The 19,143-nt window shown below is 38.6% G+C and carries 21 protein-coding genes; 4 read left to right on the top strand and 17 right to left on the bottom strand.

The genetic code is table 11. The features are described 5' to 3' along the window. Positions 1-74 precede the first annotated feature (74 nt). Both DWZ93_RS08725 and DWZ93_RS08720 read right to left on the bottom strand, forming a co-directional pair. Complete coding sequence (locus DWZ93_RS08725; RefSeq protein ID WP_118452636.1) at positions 75-1,892, bottom strand: DUF6320 domain-containing protein; 1,818 nt, start codon at positions 1,890-1,892, stop codon at positions 75-77. After that, entirely contained in the window at positions 1,889-2,839 is a 951-nt protein-coding gene (locus DWZ93_RS08720; protein WP_118452635.1) for an alpha/beta hydrolase, read from the bottom strand. The genes DWZ93_RS08725 and DWZ93_RS08720 overlap by 4 nt, the downstream gene beginning before the upstream one ends. Positions 2,840-3,117: 278 nt before the next feature. Here DWZ93_RS08720 and DWZ93_RS08715 point away from each other — a divergent pair, with 278 nt between their 5' ends. Further along, entirely contained in the window at positions 3,118-4,185 is a 1,068-nt protein-coding gene (locus DWZ93_RS08715) for a P1 family peptidase (protein WP_118452634.1), read from the top strand. A 24-nt stretch (positions 4,186-4,209) separates the two neighbouring features. Here DWZ93_RS08715 and DWZ93_RS08710 read toward each other — a convergent pair whose 3' ends face one another. Beyond that, positions 4,210-5,226, bottom strand: coding sequence for a macro domain-containing protein (locus DWZ93_RS08710; protein ID WP_118452633.1), 1,017 nt, complete (start codon positions 5,224-5,226; stop codon positions 4,210-4,212). A 266-nt stretch (positions 5,227-5,492) separates the two neighbouring features. Here DWZ93_RS08710 and DWZ93_RS14725 point away from each other — a divergent pair, with 266 nt between their 5' ends. Further along, complete coding sequence (locus tag DWZ93_RS14725; protein WP_158567060.1) at positions 5,493-5,648, top strand: hypothetical protein; 156 nt, start codon at positions 5,493-5,495, stop codon at positions 5,646-5,648. A 161-nt stretch (positions 5,649-5,809) separates the two neighbouring features. Next, positions 5,810-6,367, top strand: a complete 558-nt coding sequence (locus DWZ93_RS08705) for a TetR/AcrR family transcriptional regulator (protein WP_158574302.1) — start codon at positions 5,810-5,812, stop codon at positions 6,365-6,367. Positions 6,368-6,434: 67 nt separating this feature from the next. Here DWZ93_RS08705 and crcB read toward each other — a convergent pair whose 3' ends face one another. Further along, a complete protein-coding gene (gene crcB / locus DWZ93_RS08700; RefSeq protein WP_118452631.1) occupies positions 6,435-6,800 on the bottom strand; it encodes a fluoride efflux transporter CrcB in 366 nt (121 codons plus the stop codon). Between the two features lie 168 nt (positions 6,801-6,968). Here crcB and DWZ93_RS08695 point away from each other — a divergent pair, with 168 nt between their 5' ends. Beyond that, complete coding sequence (locus DWZ93_RS08695; RefSeq protein WP_118452630.1) at positions 6,969-7,334, top strand: hypothetical protein; 366 nt, start codon at positions 6,969-6,971, stop codon at positions 7,332-7,334. Here DWZ93_RS08695 and DWZ93_RS15320 read toward each other — a convergent pair. The 13 genes from DWZ93_RS15320 to DWZ93_RS08625 form a co-directional block, all read right to left on the bottom strand. After that, complete coding sequence (locus DWZ93_RS15320; RefSeq protein ID WP_118382372.1) at positions 7,331-7,558, bottom strand: hypothetical protein; 228 nt, start codon at positions 7,556-7,558, stop codon at positions 7,331-7,333. The genes DWZ93_RS08695 and DWZ93_RS15320 overlap by 4 nt on opposite strands. After that, positions 7,465-8,238 (bottom strand): hypothetical protein, encoded by a 774-nt coding sequence (locus DWZ93_RS08685; RefSeq protein WP_118452629.1) that lies wholly within the window; start codon positions 8,236-8,238, stop codon positions 7,465-7,467. Before DWZ93_RS08685 ends, DWZ93_RS15320 begins: the two co-directional genes overlap by 94 nt. A 66-nt stretch (positions 8,239-8,304) precedes the next feature. Beyond that, the gene (locus DWZ93_RS08680; RefSeq protein ID WP_118452628.1) at positions 8,305-8,832 is read right to left on the bottom strand and encodes an O-acetyl-ADP-ribose deacetylase; all 528 of its coding nucleotides are present in this window, start codon (positions 8,830-8,832) and stop codon (positions 8,305-8,307) included. 371 nt (positions 8,833-9,203) lie between these two features. Beyond that, the gene (locus tag DWZ93_RS08675) at positions 9,204-9,866 is read right to left on the bottom strand and encodes a hypothetical protein (RefSeq protein ID WP_118452627.1); all 663 of its coding nucleotides are present in this window, start codon (positions 9,864-9,866) and stop codon (positions 9,204-9,206) included. Positions 9,867-9,985: 119 nt separating this feature from the next. After that, positions 9,986-10,288 carry a helix-turn-helix domain-containing protein gene (locus tag DWZ93_RS08670; RefSeq protein ID WP_118452626.1) on the bottom strand — a complete coding sequence of 101 codons (303 nt, stop codon included), beginning with the start codon at positions 10,286-10,288 and terminating at the stop codon, positions 9,986-9,988. A gap of 27 nt (positions 10,289-10,315) precedes the next feature. Further along, on the bottom strand, positions 10,316-10,999 hold the full coding sequence (locus tag DWZ93_RS08665) for a 3'-5' exonuclease (protein ID WP_118452625.1): 684 nt from the start codon (positions 10,997-10,999) through the stop codon (positions 10,316-10,318). 9 nt (positions 11,000-11,008) lie between these two features. After that, positions 11,009-11,533, bottom strand: coding sequence for a nitroreductase (locus DWZ93_RS08660; RefSeq protein ID WP_118452624.1), 525 nt, complete (start codon positions 11,531-11,533; stop codon positions 11,009-11,011). Positions 11,534-12,081: 548 nt separating this feature from the next. Then, positions 12,082-12,843, bottom strand: coding sequence for an HNH endonuclease (locus DWZ93_RS08650; RefSeq protein ID WP_118452622.1), 762 nt, complete (start codon positions 12,841-12,843; stop codon positions 12,082-12,084). A 25-nt stretch (positions 12,844-12,868) separates the two neighbouring features. Next, complete coding sequence (gene dcm, locus DWZ93_RS08645; RefSeq protein WP_118452621.1) at positions 12,869-14,356, bottom strand: DNA (cytosine-5-)-methyltransferase; 1,488 nt, start codon at positions 14,354-14,356, stop codon at positions 12,869-12,871. Then, positions 14,346-15,284 (bottom strand): PD-(D/E)XK motif protein, encoded by a 939-nt coding sequence (locus tag DWZ93_RS08640; RefSeq protein ID WP_118452620.1) that lies wholly within the window; start codon positions 15,282-15,284, stop codon positions 14,346-14,348. Before DWZ93_RS08640 ends, dcm begins: the two co-directional genes overlap by 11 nt. Beyond that, positions 15,256-16,047: a DUF6339 family protein gene (locus DWZ93_RS08635; RefSeq protein ID WP_118452619.1), complete on the bottom strand. Its 792-nt coding sequence runs from the start codon at positions 16,045-16,047 to the stop codon at positions 15,256-15,258. Before DWZ93_RS08635 ends, DWZ93_RS08640 begins: the two co-directional genes overlap by 29 nt. Next, positions 16,047-17,000, bottom strand: coding sequence for a hypothetical protein (locus DWZ93_RS08630; protein ID WP_118452618.1), 954 nt, complete (start codon positions 16,998-17,000; stop codon positions 16,047-16,049). The genes DWZ93_RS08635 and DWZ93_RS08630 overlap by 1 nt, the downstream gene beginning before the upstream one ends. Positions 17,001-17,014: 14 nt before the next feature. Next, the gene (locus tag DWZ93_RS08625) at positions 17,015-19,126 is read right to left on the bottom strand and encodes a hypothetical protein (protein ID WP_118452617.1); all 2,112 of its coding nucleotides are present in this window, start codon (positions 19,124-19,126) and stop codon (positions 17,015-17,017) included. Between the last annotated feature and the right edge of the window lie 17 nt (positions 19,127-19,143).

Genomic DNA, 19,143 nt, shown 5'->3' with positions numbered 1-19,143 from the left:
CTCTCGGTGCATCCGCCTATATTTCCCGATGGGCGTTCCTCACGGGGAAGCTTTAATGTTTCACCAACACTATTTTATACGTGCAGATTTTTCTGCATCTCTTCTTTAAATTCTCTTCCTTTAAACAATATCAGTGCTACAAGAAACAGGAAACATATTAACGCTCCAAACATACTTACTGTTGGATTTTTCACCACTTTGCATAAGAGTAAGATTACCGGAAGGATCAATCCGTATCCGGCAGCCATAATTTCGTAAATAAGATACTCTCGCACAGGGCTTTTCTGCACTTTGGCGGTTACAAACATCGCTGCAAGTGTAGATACACTCATGATCGGCAGCACAAAATCTACAGACCAACTGTGCCAACCGGTCTGCGCATCCCAGATAAAGCAGATAATGGTACCGATAAAAAGCTGCCACATCGCATTTTTCAGCAGGTTATAGCGTTTAAAAAATCCAATCGATGAGGCAATCCACATTGTCACAATGCCTCCGGCTGTAAATAAGGTCCAACGAATTCTAGGATGGAAATTAAACTCCGTAACAAGCATTGCTGCAACAATTGCAATGCACAGAAAGCTATAAATTTTATAGACTTTCATTTCCTGTTCACTTGGCTTACCTGTCTTTGGAAATTCAGGTTTTACTTTTTCAGATACAATTCCCTGTTCTTTTAACAAGCGATAAAAGTTACGTTCAATGTTCACTGTGTCGTATCTGGATGTAAATGCAAATGATAATTTATCCTGGAAAGAACACAAACACAATTCAAGCTTAGGAGTGTTTGTGTACACACCAAATCGTTCGATATAAGGCGCATAACTCGCAGGCATTTTAACCGTACTCATATTAGAGAAGATTGCTGTCGTGTTCTTCTCTGAATATTTTGCCCCGGCCTGAATACATAGATTTTTCAATTCCAAAGGTGCAAGCCTCAGAATCGGATGCAATTCCAAAGCGAGCAACTCGCTGATATGCGCTGACATCTTTTCTTTTGTCAGTTCTGTCTCAAAAAATTCTTTCGTATATTTCAGTATTGCCTCAAAACTTTGATCTTGTGTGGTAAAATTATATCCCGGCTCAATCCAATTAAAAAAGTTCAACATCGATGAAGATGGGAAAAACTTTCTTAAGTTAACCGGAACCATTAACACGACCGGCTTTTTCTTTTGCATCTTAGACATTTCTTCATTTATTGCCATCATAAATAATGCTGTCAAAAAGATTGTCATAGATACACCGAGTTCCCTGCTCCGCTCCAACACTGCCTGAACTGAAACAACAGATTCATGAACATGCAGATGATTTCCGTCTTTCTTTTTTCTCCGTATCTGGAAAGCATGTAGTTTTCTTTTTTTCGGTCGTTTCTGATCTTTTGAATAATATTTCAAAAAACTATCATCTTCTTGATCTTGTACCGTCATATCTTCTGGTAACAATGAAACTTGTTCTAATCCATCTTCTTTGTGAATAAGATAGAGATAATTTTTTACCAGTTCTTTTAAAAATTCTGTCGCTCCTGTGCCATCTGTCAATACATGGAACACTTCGAAGTTGATTCGTTTTTTATAATAGGTTACTTCAAAAAGCAGGGTCTTCTTATCCTTTATATAGAGTCTGCTACAAGGCTCTTTGTACTCTTCCTTTACAATCGGCCGTAAATTACATGGCTCAAGATAATGCCAGAATAATCCTTTGCGAAGCACCATCAAAAACGTAGGAAATGTTTCTATCGTCTGATTCAATGCTTCCTGCAAAACGTCAGGATTTACTTCTTCTTTCAATTCACAGTAAAAACGAAATACTCTCGTATCCTTTTTATTACTGGCAGCAGAATATAATTTTGCTGCATTATCTAATTTTCTCCAACGTGCTTTTTTCTTACTCACAGTGTTTCCCCTTTCAGAAATTCATTGATATAGGTGAAACTTTCCTGTACATGAAGCTGCTTGATCCCCAACGCAAAATATCCGTGTAGTGCATCTTTGATCCGATGTATCTCCACATGATTGCCAGCCTCTTTTAAGCGCTCCCCATACGCTTCCCCTTCATCTCGAAGCGGATCAAATTCACATGTAAGAATCAACGTATCCGGTTGATTCGTTAAATCTTCTGCTATGTATGGTGCAAAATAAGGATTCTTCTTATCCTCTTCATTTCTCGCATAAAGATTAATATAATCTTGCATTTTCCCAGCTGTCAGAAGATAATCTGTTCCATTTTCCTTAACAGATGGAAATGGTGAATTCTCCGTATAATCATTATATGTAGCCGGATAGATCAGTATCTGTCTGTTCGGCCTAAATTCTCCGCGATCTCTAGCCATCAAAGATAATGCTGCACAAAGATTCCCTCCGGCACTATCTCCGATCAATGTAATATTTTCCGGTTTTATGTTGAGCATAAAATCACCGGAATATAAAGCTTTGGCAACCGCATAACAATCTTCCAGACCAGCCGGAAATTTATCTTCCGGTGCCAGTCTGTATTCAACTGCAACTACATACTGTCCGGTTGCATTAGCAAGTCGAGCGCAAATTCTTTCATAATTATCAATGCTCTCTGTTACCCAGCCACCGCCATGTATAAACAAAAGTAACTTTTTATCTTGAGTATTATGCTTCTTTTCTTCACTCTCACGAAAGCTCTTTTCAGTTGGAAAGAAAATACGAATCGGAACTGCATGACTCCCGTTATATATTTTCTCATCTATTTTTTTATAAAAAATCTTCATTGGATCCAATCTTTTTAAATCTGCCATATGACGAAATGCTTCCACTTCTACACCATCAAAGGATAATGCTTTTAAAATTTTCTTTGCAGTCTGATTGATCAATACTATATTCTCCTTATATTCATTCTTATGTCTATAAAAGACTACGAGCCTATTATATCATAAAGTGCTCTATATAGTGAATTTAATATTGAAAAAGCACCAGTCAACTAGATGACTGATGCTTCTAACATGTTTCCATCTTACAAGTTACAAGTGATCTTCCACATATCCGTATACTTAACATCATTAAACCGCTAATTTCCCACATCCTTTTTATTTCTCAAAAACTATGATACAATCATTAGAAATAGCCACCAAGATCCAAGGAGGAACACAACGTGAAGAAAAAACGGATTCGAGACTTTGGAATTGTACCCGGAAGAGTGAAAACAGGAAAAAGAAATACAATTACGGATGTACCTGGTGTACTGGTAGGACATTGTACTGTGAACATGGAAGAAAATCATACCGGTGTGACCGTGATCGTCCCTGGACCGGACAATGCATTTACACATCACTATACGGCGGCAGCCTATGTCCACAATGGATTTGGAAAAAGCGCCGGTCTGGTACAGTTAGAAGAACTTGGAACCCTTGAAACACCGATTGCCCTTACAAATACGTTAAATGTCGGAAAGGTTTGGGATGCGCTTGTCGGTATCGTGATCGAACAGTGCCAGAACGATGGGCTGGAACCCATGAGCATCAATCCTGTCGTTGGCGAGTGCAATGATTGCCGGATTAACCAGATCCAGAAACGTGCAGTTGGTGAAAAAGAAGTGCGACAGGCTTTTGCGGCTGCTACTGAAGAGTTCGAAGAAGGGGATGTAGGCGCCGGTGCCGGTACCATCTGCTACGGCATGAAGGGTGGAATCGGATCTGCATCCCGCGTGATCTGTATTGGTGAAAAGGAATACACCATCGGCGTTCTGGTTCAGTCAAACTTTGGTGCGACCGAAGATTTTATACTGAACGGAGAAGCTGTTGGTCCAAAAATTCTGGAATGGAAGCAAGAAAAGAATGATATGGCTGCCTCCGAAGAAGACAAAGGTTCCATCATGAGCATTCTGGCTACTGATCTCCCATTAACAAGCCGTCAGCTCAAACGGATTTTGAAAAGAACAGGGGTTGGCATTGCACGAACCGGCGGTTATACAGGACATGGAAGCGGAGAAGTCATGATCGGTTTTACAACCGCAAACCGGATTCCGTCCGGTTGTGAAGAAGAACTGCTTCATCTATCAGCAATTCCGGAGCATGTGATCAACCGGGCTTTTCTCGCTGCAGCAGAAGCTGAACAGGAAGCAATCTTAAATTCCATGACGGCTGCAAAACAGACACGTGGAAGAAAGGGCGAGCTGTATTACAGCCTTGCAGAATACCTTAACGATAGGGAGCCAGAATGAATAGTCTGATGATATGCGACATTTTTATGCGCCAATAAGCGGCTGGTCAAAAGCAAACAGAACTTCGTTCAGTTCAATCACATTGTAATTCCCATTTACCAGGAAATACTCCACAATCACATCAAACTTACTGCTGTGAGAAAGGGCAAACCCTGCTCTGCTAATAAAGTCTTTTGTTTCATCAACATCCAGTTCCAGTGCAAAGGCGAAGGCCAGTGCAGTTGTCTTAGATGGCCTATAATCCATATTGTTTCGGATTTTTGAGAACAGCTTTCTATCCACATTTGCCTTTTTGTAAATTTCAGAGTCCTTCTTTCCGGTACGGTCAATCAGTTGTAGGAGTGTTTCAGAAAAGCCTGCATCCAGATCGTTAATCAGCTGCCCCCAATCATCAGAATCCATCGGTATAGCTGCTCCTACAGACATATCAGCGCATTCCTGTTCTCTTATACGCCTTGTTTCAAGACGAGAACCATACATGCTTTCCGTTCCATATTCATCAAGCTTTTTGCTGCGGATATAGTTTTCGTCAATGTAACTGTTAACGGATTTGAACAGTTTTTCCGAAAGGGCAAATGCTTCCTTGCCAAACACAACCAGGTAAACCTGCATTTCATTTTCCAGCAGGAAAGTACTGATCTCACGAACCGCTATTTGCAGAGCGAGAGGTTTCGGAAATCCGTAATTGCCTGTAGCTATCAAAGGAAATGCAATAGATTCGCACTCATGCTCCTTAGCCAATGTCAGGGAGTTCCTATAGCACGAAGATAAAATCTGCTCCTCTCTGTGACTGCCATCCTTCCAAACAGGTCCTACGGTATGGATAACATACCTGGCATCCAAATCAAATCCTGGGGTAATAGCTGCATCACCAAAATCAATACAGCCGATTTTCTGTCTTGCCACCAACAACTCGTGTCCGGCTTTTTTATGTATTCCGCTGTCGACGCCAGAGCCGATGACAGGATTGGGATTTGCAGTGTTTACCACCGCATCTACCTGCATATTTACAATATCATTTCGTACTATTTCAAAAGGCATAGATGACCTCCCTGTTCAGATTCTGTTTTACCGTCATAAACACAGATTATCGCTCCAATCTAAGATAAAGTATACTTCTTTAGCGGAACAATATCAATGATAACGGAATAATACAGCGTGAATAATGAATTCTGATTCTGCATTTTGGACAGATTCTTCAAATTGTCTGTTTTAGGACAATTCAGACAATCTGGATATATGATAAATACCACCTAAGTCTTATTATAATAATAACGAATAGAGATTCTCGAGAGGAGGAAAAAGAGATGTCTGATTATAGTGAAATCGAGAAAAAAGTAGGTACGAAGGTAGTAGAGGTTCATCCAAAGGCTGATACAGAAGGTGTTTATACTGTACTGTTTGAAAACAACCTTGAAGAAGAGTGGACATTTAAGGATGGTCACTGGGAGTTCATTGCATAATGTTTAGCTTAATAGAAAAATTCCTGCTTACATAGAGAGCAAAGAGCCTCTATGTAAGCAGGAATTTTTTCTATGTCATATATTGATATGGACAAAATCTTCAAATAGGCATATTCTATAAATGTGTGGTACTAAAGAAGATGCATCAGGAGGAATTGTCTATGTCTATGTTAACGATGAAAACAATCATGCAAACCTTTAGCGAGATGATCGAAGAAATGCCCTTTGACAAGATTACTGTGCTGGCTCTTGTTAAAAGGTGTGAAATCAACCATAACACTTTCTACTATCACTTTCAAGATTTATATGAGTTGCTTGATAAATGGATACAGTATGAAATAGATAAACTGGTCAAAACACTAGAAGATCCAACAGATTTAAAAGCCGAAATGAAAGCGATATTTCAAGCATGTAAGGAATACCCTAAGATTATAAATCATATTCTCTCTTCGCTATCCAAAGAACAACTAGAATACCACTTCTTTATTAAAACAGAGGATTCAATCATCAAATATATCAAAAAGCAGTTGGAAGATGCAGGAAAATATCTTTCAGACGAACAAATCCAATCTACGGCCGAATTCTGCAGATTCGCATTAGCCGGATATTTCCTTAAATTTAATTACATGCAGCCTAAACCTGACGTAGATGAATATGTTAATCACTTCGAGTGGATATTCGATGATCTTGTCCACTGGACACTTGAATCGCGAGAATAGTTGTTTTCTTTTTGATAACTATAAGCTACGGAATACACAACGTTTTCTCGGCTCAAATCATATTCTGTTATCTAATAAGAGCTGATAATTTTTTGCCACACAGCACTCCCAATATGCAACTACAACAGCTTAATAACACATACGCTCCTCCAGCTGTATATTGATTATCCTCAAACAAATTGTATGCTTCTAAAGAAAATGTTGAAAAGGTTGTAAAACCACCACATACCCCTGTTTTCCAAAACAATATCGTATTTTCCGATACCTCATTCTTACCGCTTGCGATACCAACAACAAATCCTATCAGAAGCGCTCCCATAATATTTGTCGCCAACGTCAGAAACGGAAATCCGCTTTTAACAGGTATAAGGCTTATCGCATATCGGGCCATTGCTCCCACAGCTCCACCCAGGGCTACAACTAAGAATTCCATTTGTTTCACATCCTCCTCATATAATTAAGTCTTTTTGTTGAAATCACAGGCTTTTCAGCCCTTTAAAATTTCGTTTTAGGTAACTATAGCATCTTCTCTCTTCACATGCAAATCCATCAGACCTATGGTATAATAAGTGCAATAATTTCACACAAAAGGAGTATCTATATGAGTAACATTGAAATAAACAGAAAAAATATCGCCGATATGCCTTTGGGTCTGTATGAAAAAGAACCCTTCTCTATGAATACAAATGTTGAAGAACTCGAATGCAATGTCTGGGGTGGCTATTATGAAATGGATATGACCACGGCTCAGATATCCTTCAATGACAATAACTCTCTTACTGCCTATGGCAATTTCATCACTGAATTCATCAGCGGCTGGGCAGAACTTCTCTCCAGAAAAAACTCTATATCCGAAGAACTTTTTCAGGAAGAATTCGCTGCCTGGAAAACCGAGATTTTCGAAAAAGCCGAACAACTCGATACCATGGAGCGGATTCGAAATGCAAAGAATGCGGAGACTATCTAAAATCTCCGCAAATATTTACCATTTTTCCAAATGCCTTTCTTTTTCCCACCCGTATGAAAATAGTACACGCCTTTCCCTTCAAATGTACCATTCATAAAAGCGCCTTCATAATGATCTCCATTCGTATAATTCAGCACACCCTGACCTTCCGGCTTGCCATGCCGAAATTCTCCCTGATATTTATCACCGGAAGCATACTGTAACACACCAGAGCTGCATACCATTCTGCTTCCGTAATATGCATTGTTTCCTGAAGAAATGCTTTCGCCATATCTGTCAATTCTTTCTGCCAGCCAATCACGTAAGCTGTCACATCATCCACATACAGCACATTGGAACACATAATACTTCCGCCCAGGTATCGTCTGACTTTTTCCTTTACAAAATCCGTATAATACAAATCACAGGCACCATATAAATGACAGATCTCATGGATAAATGTATTGCATTTTTCTCCATAAAAGACTGTGGCATATTCTTCGCCCTCTCCCAGCGCAACCTGCCTCGAGGCAAAAGACCTCTCCTCATATCGGAATAGAAAAATCACAGCTACATCATCAAATCGTTTTTCATTTTTAAAGTGATTACGCAATTCTGTGATTGATGCATACTTCGTATTCTGCATCACCTGTTTCACCCAGGCATTCGACATACCAAGATCTACATGCACATCGCTCTTACTGCGAAATACAAAATTCCGGATATTCAATGTCACATTTTTCTTGCCCGCTTCCTGCATCAGCCAGGATGAGGTCTGGCGAATCGTATTGACCACCGCATTTTCATCCGCAGCACTCCACCGCCCTGCCTGTTCATCCACAAGAATATAGCAAAATGCCACATTACCCCTTAATTCCTTATTAATTCCTTTGTTTTTCCCTTTTAAAAATATACTATTATCCAACTATCTTATACTCCGCTTCGAATATTTCTAGTACCATTTATAATTGTAACACTTTTTAAGTTACATTTATAAAATAGTTCTTTCCCCTATCACTTTTTCATATGCCGCCAGCACATCTGCGCTGAACAACACAAACCTCACAAGTTCTATCTTGCCAGGATGCTCTCTGATAAATTCCTTCACTGTATCGACCGCAACAACTGCTGCCTTATCTATCGGATAACCGTAAACACCTGTTGAAATAGCAGAAAATGCGATTGTCTTAATTCCATGATCTACCCCACATTGCAGCGAATTGCGATACGCATTTGCTAACAGCTCCGGCTCACCATCATTACCTCCATACCAGATCGGTCCAACTGTATGGATTACATATTTACAAGGCAGCTTATATGCCTTGGTAATCTTGGCTTCCCCTGTATCACAACCATGTAAGGTACGACATTCTGCCAGAAGTTCCGGACCAGCTGCCCGATGAATCGCACCATCCACGCCGCCACCGCCAAGCAAACTGTTATTCGCTGCATTCACGATTGCTTCCACATCATCAACTTTTGTAATATCTCCCTGTACTGTCTGTATACAACAATTCATACACAATACCTCCTTGCATTCATCATAACACCTTATCCTATTATAGCAAAAGCCGCAGCTTCCGCCACGGCCTTTATTCATCTTATTGCCTGCATTACAGCCATGAGGCTGATCCCCGGTCAATTAGTTTAACACCTTAACCTGTTTCATGGATTTCAGCATATCTCTATACCTGAAGAAAAGTTGTCCATTCACACATGACCATTCAAGAACAAAATCATTAACGATTCACAATTCAAAGTTTAAACAAAATCCAAAACGATTAACAGCTCTTATACTATCCATCCTAATAGAATTTGCATATTCTTCACGTAACTTAACCCTGTTACAGGGAAACTAAGTTCGGAATTTTCGTAATGCAGGCAATATGATTATGCTATCTCGATAAATGTGGTTGCATTGGACACTTTGATCTGCGTATCCAGTTCTGTGAGCAGAATATTCCGCTTCTCTTCCAACATGTCGACCTTCTTCTTTACATCCAAAGGATCCACAAGTTCAGTCGTATTCTCCTTCATATATGCATCAACCACGCCTAACGGCTTGTCATCCTTTGCTTTCGCATCGCGCCCTAAAATGCTCAGACGCATACTCTCGGCTGTGGACTGAAGCTGTCCGTTCTTCATATCACAAAATTGAACCCGTTCAGAATATTCATGATTCAATTTGTTCTTCAGTCTTCCTTCAAAGTCCGCCTCTCCATCATAAGCATCCATTCCACGAAGTCTGCTTCTGAGTGAAATAGCTCCTGCAACCGTGAATGTTCCATAGGAAGTATTAACTTCTGTCTTCGCATTGGACTCCACAATAGCAGCGTCGATCAATTGAAAGCGCCTGATCAGATCGTTGATCTGCTGGTATGCAGCTTCTGCTTCCTTTGCATACTCTGCTTTATCAATTCTCTTTGCATATACCTTATCCTCATTCGGCTTAATCGTATCTACAAAGCTGGCCTTCGCAATCTTATCATTGATCTTCTTCACTAACAGATCTCTCTCATCTAAAGCCTGTGTTACTAATATCTTCTCGCTCATAAAAAATCCTCCCTCACAATCATCTCTACCTGCTTCATAGAAATCATTGTAAGGGAGAATGTCTCACTTGTCATTGAACTTGTAGTATAAAAGCATTTGCCGTACTCTCTCCGACAAATTTATGCTGCTTTATTAAGTCTTTCGTAATAAGCACTAATACGTTCACATTGTGAATCAGACTTATACGCAAAAACATTGTCCCTATTCCCACACACCAAATCATCTATCGGCATCTGAAACAATTCACTGAGTGCATACAGATTATCAATCGTCGGCATGCTAAGTCCATTCAGCCAATGATAGACACTCTGAACACTTCCGAGTTCCAGATACTGCTGGACATCTTTTATAGATAATCCACGCTCGTCCATAATTCTTCGCAATCTGATTCCGGTTCTTTTTCTGTCAATAATTGGAAACATAGCTCGCCCTCCTATTTTTGATGTATTCTATATGTTTTCTGTATGTCTGCACTTCGGGAATCCTGTACATCCCCAGAATTCACCGAATCTGCCATTCCGTCTCTGCATAGGCAAATGACATTTTGGACAAATCCTGGTATTATTTTGCACCTTCAACTGCTTACCTGCAAGCTCTTTTCCCAAATATTCAAATATTTTCTGATTCATCCTGCAATCGGCAAGCGCTCTGTGCGCACCCTCCGTAGAAATTCCATAATGTTCCGCAAGATCGGATAATCTCCGATGCTTCCAATCCGGAAAGACTTTCCTGGCAAGTCGGAGCGTATCTATGTAATCATTGGAAATGATCTTCCCCAGATAACGTTCACAATCTCGATATATAAACGCCATATCAAAACTGCAAATATTGTGCCCGACCAGAGTATCATCCTCTATGAAATTCACGAAATATTCCAACACACGGTCAAAATGAGGTGCATTTCTCACCATCTGATTCGTGATATTATTCACCATACTTGCCGCATACGGAATCGATTTACCCGGATTAACCAGATGGCTGAATTCATCTACTACCCTGCCATTTCTGACCTTCACCGCCGAAATCTCAATCACCTCATCCGTATTACGCGAAATGCCTGTAGTCTCCAGATCAAACAACACATAATCAGGTGTGTAATTATATAACTGCTTTCCTTTTGTATTTCCTAACATCCGTATTTTCTACCTTACATAATAAACGTAATTATCTTTTCTTGGCGCAGGCGCATTGGCTGGTGCAGCTGTGTATCCAATAGCACAATGTCCGATGCCTTCATAATTGCCTTCAATGCCAAGATCAGCAAGAATCTTCTTACCAAATTCTGACTCAAACTCTTCCTTCGCTCTGTGAACCCAAATACTGCCAAGTCCAAGACTCGTTGCCGCATTCAAAAGATTCCCCATCACAAGCGATCCATCATACTTATATGTCGGAATATCCTTATCCGCAAGAACAACCAGAATCACTGGTGCTCCATAAAACGGATCTGTATCCGCTCCCATAATCTTCGCATTCTCTGCAGATAACTGATCTCTTAATTCCTTATTCGTTACCGCAATAATAATAGAACTCTGTCTTCCCATGCCAGATGGTGCGTAAGTTCCGGCTTCGATAATCGCCTGAATGTCCTCTTCGGATACCATTTTCTCGCTGGTGAAATTTCTACAACTTCTTCTAGATTCTAAGATTTTTAATGTGTCGTTCATTTTTCTGCTCCTATAAATTTAATAATTCTGTATAGATATTTCGCCTATACCTTATCACGATTTTCATTATTTTGTTATCTGTGACGCTTACTCTGATGAGCTTGCGTATGTGCTAAAATGTAATTGCCAACAATTATATTTGCACGTGGATATGGGGACGTAATCCTCATCAAGTTCAAAAAACGTGAATAGTACAAACTTGTCAAAATGACAATACTGTAATACACGGGTGAATCTTGCTCTGGTTGCAACATATTGGGAAATAAACATATAAGCCCCAAATGGGGCTTTCCCAATTTTAGCCTATTATTGTCTTTCTTACGAATAAGAGCTTAAAAAGTAGCCGTCTAGACAGTATATTTTTACTATAGAATTAATTTTATTGAAACCACAGATAATTCAATTATTTTCAAATATTTTCTTAACATGCTCAATACGAAATAATCTAAATAAGCATAACATCTTTGCCACCATGAATTATTATTGCACTTCCTCGTTTCATTAACTTCTCTTCCTCCGGCTGATGAAATCATGTTTTACGCCAAACATTAAAATGTGTGATTTGCAAAACGAACGAACTCATCTTGACTTATTCTTATCCCACTTTTTGCCAAACGAGAAGACCTTTTTGCGTATATAATATCTAGCATGATTCTTTTCTCATTTTCCATTCCGTAATGAATTTTTCGATGACATAGCGGACAAAGGCAAACAATGTTCGAATATATATCTAAACTAACCGTAAATTGATCCTGTAAACTCATTGGCAATGCATGATGACCTTCCATATATGGTTTATGAGTACTCTCTGCAATAAATGTTTCGTGTTTACTATTTAACTCACATTTATAATTTGCCAGTTCAAAAGCCTGCATTCGTAAAACCCCTGATCTTTTCCATATTGTTTTAGTAATCGTCAGATTTTGATCCTTTGACACTGGAACATCAAATGTTTTAATTTTTTCTGCAATCTCAGAGAATCCCTCTCCACTCGCAAATCTGCAATAATTATTCAACCCCGCACTGTACATTCTTCGGCCGCGTTCATTTGCTTGTATAAAATCTGGATCGCTATAAAGAATATCCCTAAGTTGAAATAGGGTATCTATATCAGCAATCTCATAGATATTTTCCCGAACCAAACTTTTTTCTTTCAATCGTTTGGAAATATTATTAAGTGCATCAAAATAATGTTTTACAGTGCTTTGACTATTTTTTCGAATATCAGTAAGGTAACGTGCATAATATTCTTTTAAAATACTGCCATGATTGGCATTTTTTCTATGTAGTTCTATAAAAACATCTGCCATAAACATCACCCTTCAAGCATATAAATTATACTTTTGCTGAATACCATCCACGTTTTATGCGTATCAATAATCCTTTTTTTACCATCGTCGATAACAATACATTGCCGCTGCCAACGGTAATTTGCAAAAGTTCAACTATATCCTTATTTGAAAAAGAATCATTTTCTTTCGCATATTCCAAAACTTTTTCCTCTTGACTAAACGGAGGTAAGTCATCTTCTCTGTTAGCATTCACGTACCTTGTAGATACTCCATGGGAGATTCTGCGAATCACTTGCTGCTCTATCAATTTTTTCAAAATAGCACTGGCTTGAACAGCATTGATCCCCATATTTTCCATCACATCTTTCTTGGTGAAATAGACATTATGGTAAGCAAGTGCTTTTACAATTTCTTCTTGTTGTTGTTCCAATATATCAAAACAGTTCAACATAAAATCTGCCATCGTCTTAATAACTGGAATAGAAACTGAATTTCCTAACTGCTTATATTTTTGAGCATCATTTGTACCTTCCGGAAAGCTGAATGTTTCACTTTCATCAGCATCAAGAAATCCATACCCGATAAATCCTTGTAAACGCCCCCATTCCATCGGAGTCATAACTCGTATACCTTCTGAATTAAGCCGCGTTTTCTTTCTTGGAATCACTTTTCCAGCAATGCCTTCTTTAGGTTGATATATGAGATTTCTCTCTTTTCCCGAACCGCCTGTTGCAAGAATAGTGTTTGCAATTGGATGTTCCCCACCTTCTTGATTAACAACGCAATATCCAAACCCATGTCCTTTTTCATGTTCTCGTATCTTGTGACGCTTGAGCGTCTCCAGATATCCTTCGGCCATATAATATTTGTCATCAACTTCTGTTTCCAGTATTGCATTTACATCCTCAAAAACAACCTCCGTACTTTCTGTCGGTAACTGTTCAGTCAAAAGTTTAATAGCATTTCCATATTTTTTCTTACTAAATGCCATAATATATGCACGTGCTCTGTTTTGGGGCACCCCAAAATTTTTCGAATTCCGAACGAACGAAGACCTATCGTATTGGTAGTTACCATTCTCATCCAAAGAAACCCCGATAACACGATAATCAAGCTCATCTTCCAACGTTTTTACAATTGTATTAATTGTGTTTCCATGATCATGAGAAATCAGATTATCAACATTTTCAAGAAAAATCGCTCTTGGTTTTGTTCTGGAAATAATATCCGCAATATCAAAGAAAATAGTCCCCCTTGTTGTATCTCTAAATCCCAATTGCTTTCCGGCACGACTAAATGCCTGACACGGAAAACCGGCAAGTAATACGTCATATTCTGTGCTATCTAATTCCGTTTTAAACTCTTCGGATGTCAAATCATTTAAAGCATCATCACCGAAAAGATGCTTGTATGTTTTTGCCGCAGATTCATCAATTTCAGCCGATCGAACGTTTTGAAAAGATCCTGTCATTTCAAATCCACGCCTGATTCCACCTATGCCTGCGCACAAATCTATGGTTTTATATATCATTATCAGCTCCTTGCAACAACGAAACGACTTGAATTCCGCTTAGATCAACTGTATAGGTGATTTTTGTAATTCCTACAGGTAACACACCACCCTTGAACGACTCGGTAGTAACACGCGGAAAATCATCATCAATTTCGTAATCTAACAGATCATGTAAAACGAATGTTTTCTTTCTTGAACTCATTCCATTTTCAAAACCCATTTCTTGTAATTTCTTTTCAATGGAAGAGGTGTTATACCCCAGTTTTGAAATATCATCTATCACAGAGTCAATTGAAACACCTGTAAAAAGCGAGGGTTCAAACTGGCACAGTACTAAATGTAATGGTTTGTTTTCTGGTTGTAATTGAAAATAACTACTAATTGTCACTTCTCTTTTATCTCGCACAATCGTAGATTTCACTTCCACAAACTTTGATTCCATTTCAATGTCATAGGAAGCACGGTCTGGACCATTCCAACTTATATCTTCTCCAAGAGGGATCATTGTTTTCAGTACAACCAACTCACCCAACACATCATATATTCTTGGGTCTATATTTTTGTTACCCAGCATTTTCTTCCAGCTTCTCCACCATTCCAACGGAGATTCCATGATTTTCCCTCTATTTTCTCCGTTTGATCCAGGTGTCACCAATGCCGCACACAATGACGCAAAGGTTTCTTCTATGACTGCAGAAGAAGATGTCAATGTTAATGCTCTCCGTACGAAACCGCCTTCAAACACAACTTCTTTACTGACAATACGAGCATTCGCAAAAGCCTCGTTAATATCTTCAGATCCCTCGATCGCTAATACGACACCATATTCCTCGGAGTTTAGAATAGTCCAAGCAGGATATCCCATTTTTTCTAAAGAATCTATACTATGTGCATAACCTGGAATATCTGTATTCCAATTATTGAGGATTTCCTCTACTAATGTCATTTTCGTCTCCTCCGTTTTCTCTCAATTCTTCAAAAAGTCTATGTGCATATCCTTTTTCACCGCCTGGAGTCAGTGCTGGTTCCACATTCACACACTTCGCATTATTCAACTTTGTAAACGCTGCAAATTCTTTAGTTGAAGCTTTATTCGAAGCCGAATACTTTGCATATTCGGCAATCATTGCCCTATAAAGCATTAAGCGATATCCTCTTCCCGGTGTCTCGATTAACTTATTGATATTATCTGTTTTATTGTTTTTCAAAGCATTATATGTCTTCAACTCTGTTCCTTGCCAACTAAGGAATACATACCACCAGAGACTTTTTAACCAGATCCTGCGGGTTTGTGCATAAAATCTCTTGTGATTCAATCTTCCACCTGCATCTTTTACTGCTTTTTCAGGATTCGGATATCGCAGATATGTAATATCTGGCATAACTTTAACCGAAATGTATCTCCAAAAATCATCATCATTCGCTTGTACAATCGAAAAATCCTTTCCGATCGGCAATAACGAATATATTTTTAATCCAACTTTCAGATCCACAGGATAATCCATCTTACCGTTAGTTTCTTGTAACCCTTCCTGAAAAGCAGCTAGTAGCTCATTCCGAAAATCTACGAATGATTCATCAAATTCGGAAACAGAATCATACTGCTTCCAATGATTTACAAGATCATCAAATTCCATATCGTCATAATTATCAAAGGCGGATATTATTCTTTTCGCTTCATCTCTTGATAATGTTTTGAATCGAACCATTACTTATCCTCCTCTGTCAGTTTTGCTCTTAGATTAATTTGCAAGGTCCTTAATAATGCCTCTGGAGATTCGAAACGCAGCTCCGTCTTATTACACTCTCCGATAAATTGGTGCAATATACTGCATATGGAATTGACCTCTAATCCAACATCATTTCTTGTTGCTTGCAAATCTTCTTCACTGAGTCTTTCAAATATCATTAAATATGATGTTGCCAAAATATCAATCAAAAGATCTACATTCTTAATATTTCCATCAGTCATAGGACATGCAGAATAATAAGGATTTAAATAAATACAAATATTATCTTTTGTAAATTTTTCCAGGGATTTAGGATCCTCCCACTGCGAAAACTCTATCCACCATAAAGGCTCTTTATCCGAATACAATTCTTCAATCGGAAATTCCATATTTATACTGTCAAAATCTACAACAATATCATCTAATTCTCCGATAGTGACGCCTTCTTCATTCATAAGTTCTTCTTCACCGTCAAGAATTTCGGATGCGGATTTTTTTACATATAAACACACCGATAACTGAAGATCACCTTCTATTTCTCCTGGATTAAAAGTGTGTTCGAAATAGCACATTCTTCCTGCTGCAGTTGTTATATCACTATTCGGCAGAACGAGACCCGTTTGTGTCAGCCTGTTATTTGTCCATATGATACATATTCCAATTTCAGCATTCTTACAGGCGATCCCTTCCGCTCCGAACAAAAAATCGGGATATACAATAGATACTTTCTTTTTGAAAGTAATACCGTCTTGAGCAAGGCTCCACATATCAAGCGGGTCGGTAATTTTGATTACTCCTGCTCCTTTTTTTTCGCCTCTTAACGGAGATTCCATATCGTTCGGATAGTAAAAAAATTGAAACTTTTCAATCATACATCCGCTTTTTTCCATGAGTTCATCCGTCAGATACGGATAAAATTTTAAATTGTCCATTATCTCCCTCCGTATCAAACTACCTTGAATGAAAAGCTATATCTTTTATCTCGCGCATGTATTTTTAATATTCCTCTGATTTCAGGAGCAAGAACATGCGACTTAATTGCAAAAGATGTGAATTCACTACAAGTATCAGCTTTTCCCATTTTGATTTCTATCTTTTTACCGATATGTTCCGAATCTGATGAAGTACACACACACGCCTCTTCGCAATCCTCTTCTCCACCAGCTAGCCTAAGGGTATCTACCGATACAGACAAAAGCATAGCGGGATAAGGTGTTCCGATATCTCGTTGCCAACTGATCGGATCAATTCTTCCACTCTCCGATTCTATGACCAGTTCGATATTTGTATCTCTTTTGCTGTGAGCCAGTTTGATACAGTATTGAATTTCCAAATCATTACCTTTAAATTTGAAATCACTGAACTCATACGTTAAATTTCGGCTCGAACCACCAGATCCTCCTTGACCACCACCGCCTCCTTGACCACCAGAATTTTTCTTTTTCTCATACCCTATTCGAGGCATCAATAATTTGCCGAGTTTTCCCGATAATCTACTTGCTGTAGCATCAACCCGTTTTTCTTCATTTCTGTTCTGCACTTTAGTAATTTGATTAACAGTATTTTTACGAATTCTCGATACAATAAACATTTTTGCGGGATCAGACCATCCCATGTGGTCCGACGCTTCGCATGAGCGTAAATATTCTCCCAAATTTTTCCCAGCATGCTCCTTTACATCAAGATTTATCTTTAAAATCTTTTGAGTATCCGGAACAAAGAACGCAAAAATAAAATCATCTTCACTCTCCGGCCACGTTATACCTTTCACCCATTCTCCAGAAACACAATACTCGATAACCATTCCGGGATCTCTGGTATACATGACCATCGGTTCATTTAAACCACCTTCGGCTTCAAATCTTCCACAATATACATAAGGAGATAATGACATGACATCAGCATATAGTTGCTGTTTCGATATCTTAGAAACTGCAACATATCCCGCTGTACTCCCCTCCTCAAAATAATTGAGAATGTTTACTGCCCTTGTAGATATTTCATAATTTACTTCAGGTGTATACTCCGTCTTGTAAGTTTTTGCCAAAGCTGTCGTATACATTTCCTGAACCATCTTGAAGAACGGAAGCATGTCATTCTTTCGTATCGGTTTTCCATTTACAGAAACATGTAACCATTTCTTATCACTACAAATTTTAAGCAATTCTCGATTATGTATTTTGGGTGCATACCATTTCTGTATTGATAATTTTAAATACTCTTCAATATCGCTTCCCCAAACCGATATAAAATGCTCGTAAACATCATCTGGAAGACCAGATTCCATCGGTACGATATCTTCCAATAACTTTTTTGAGTCAATATACGGAATGATAATAGAAGTTCCGGTTTCATCTTCTTTAAACGGAGTAATATGGAATACGTCCAAAATTGCATTAATAAATTTTTGATCGGTTACCGGCAAAAAATCCTCGCCATCCTCATATCCCCACCACGCTTTTCCAGCAGATTTTTTATTAATCTTGTTCAAAAGCGCAGAGTCTGTACCGTCTGCATTTTTTCCATACTCATCTTCTACTAAAGTTATGATTAATCGGGACTCAAAACCTTCATCTGTCTTTACCCTAGAATAAAATACGACTATTCCGATTCCTACACGATAATAAACACTTTTTCCAAATCCCCAATTTCCACCAGCTCTTTCTTGTGTCTGTCTCTTCCCAGTATCAAAAATCAACTTAAAGAAATTGCCATGGTCTTCACCGATAATATCAGCTTTATGAATCGGACCGGTTAAACCGCAAGTTTTGGTATCTCTGATTTCCAAAAATTGCGCTTGATCACTCGGAAATAACTCATTCAAAGAAGTATCCAGTGCCGTCATAAAAGAATTAAAATCCTTCGGGCAAAAATATCCTGTTGTAAAATTAACCTTAAAGCTATCTCCCGCTTCTTCTAATGATGCATCTGAGCTATTCTGAATCGCTTCTCTTACAAGAAGATCTAATAGCGGCACATAATCATTTTGAAGTGACTTCAAAGTCACACTTCCATATGAAACTCCGTGATTTAATTCAAGAATTTTATAATCAAGCATTTTTAAACTCCTTTGTA

Source organism: Dorea sp. AF36-15AT (assembly GCF_003477705.1).
In the GTDB taxonomy this organism is placed as follows: Bacteria; Bacillota; Clostridia; order Lachnospirales; family Lachnospiraceae; genus Claveliimonas; species Claveliimonas ammoniilytica.
This window is presented reverse-complemented; position numbering and strand designations above follow the sequence as displayed.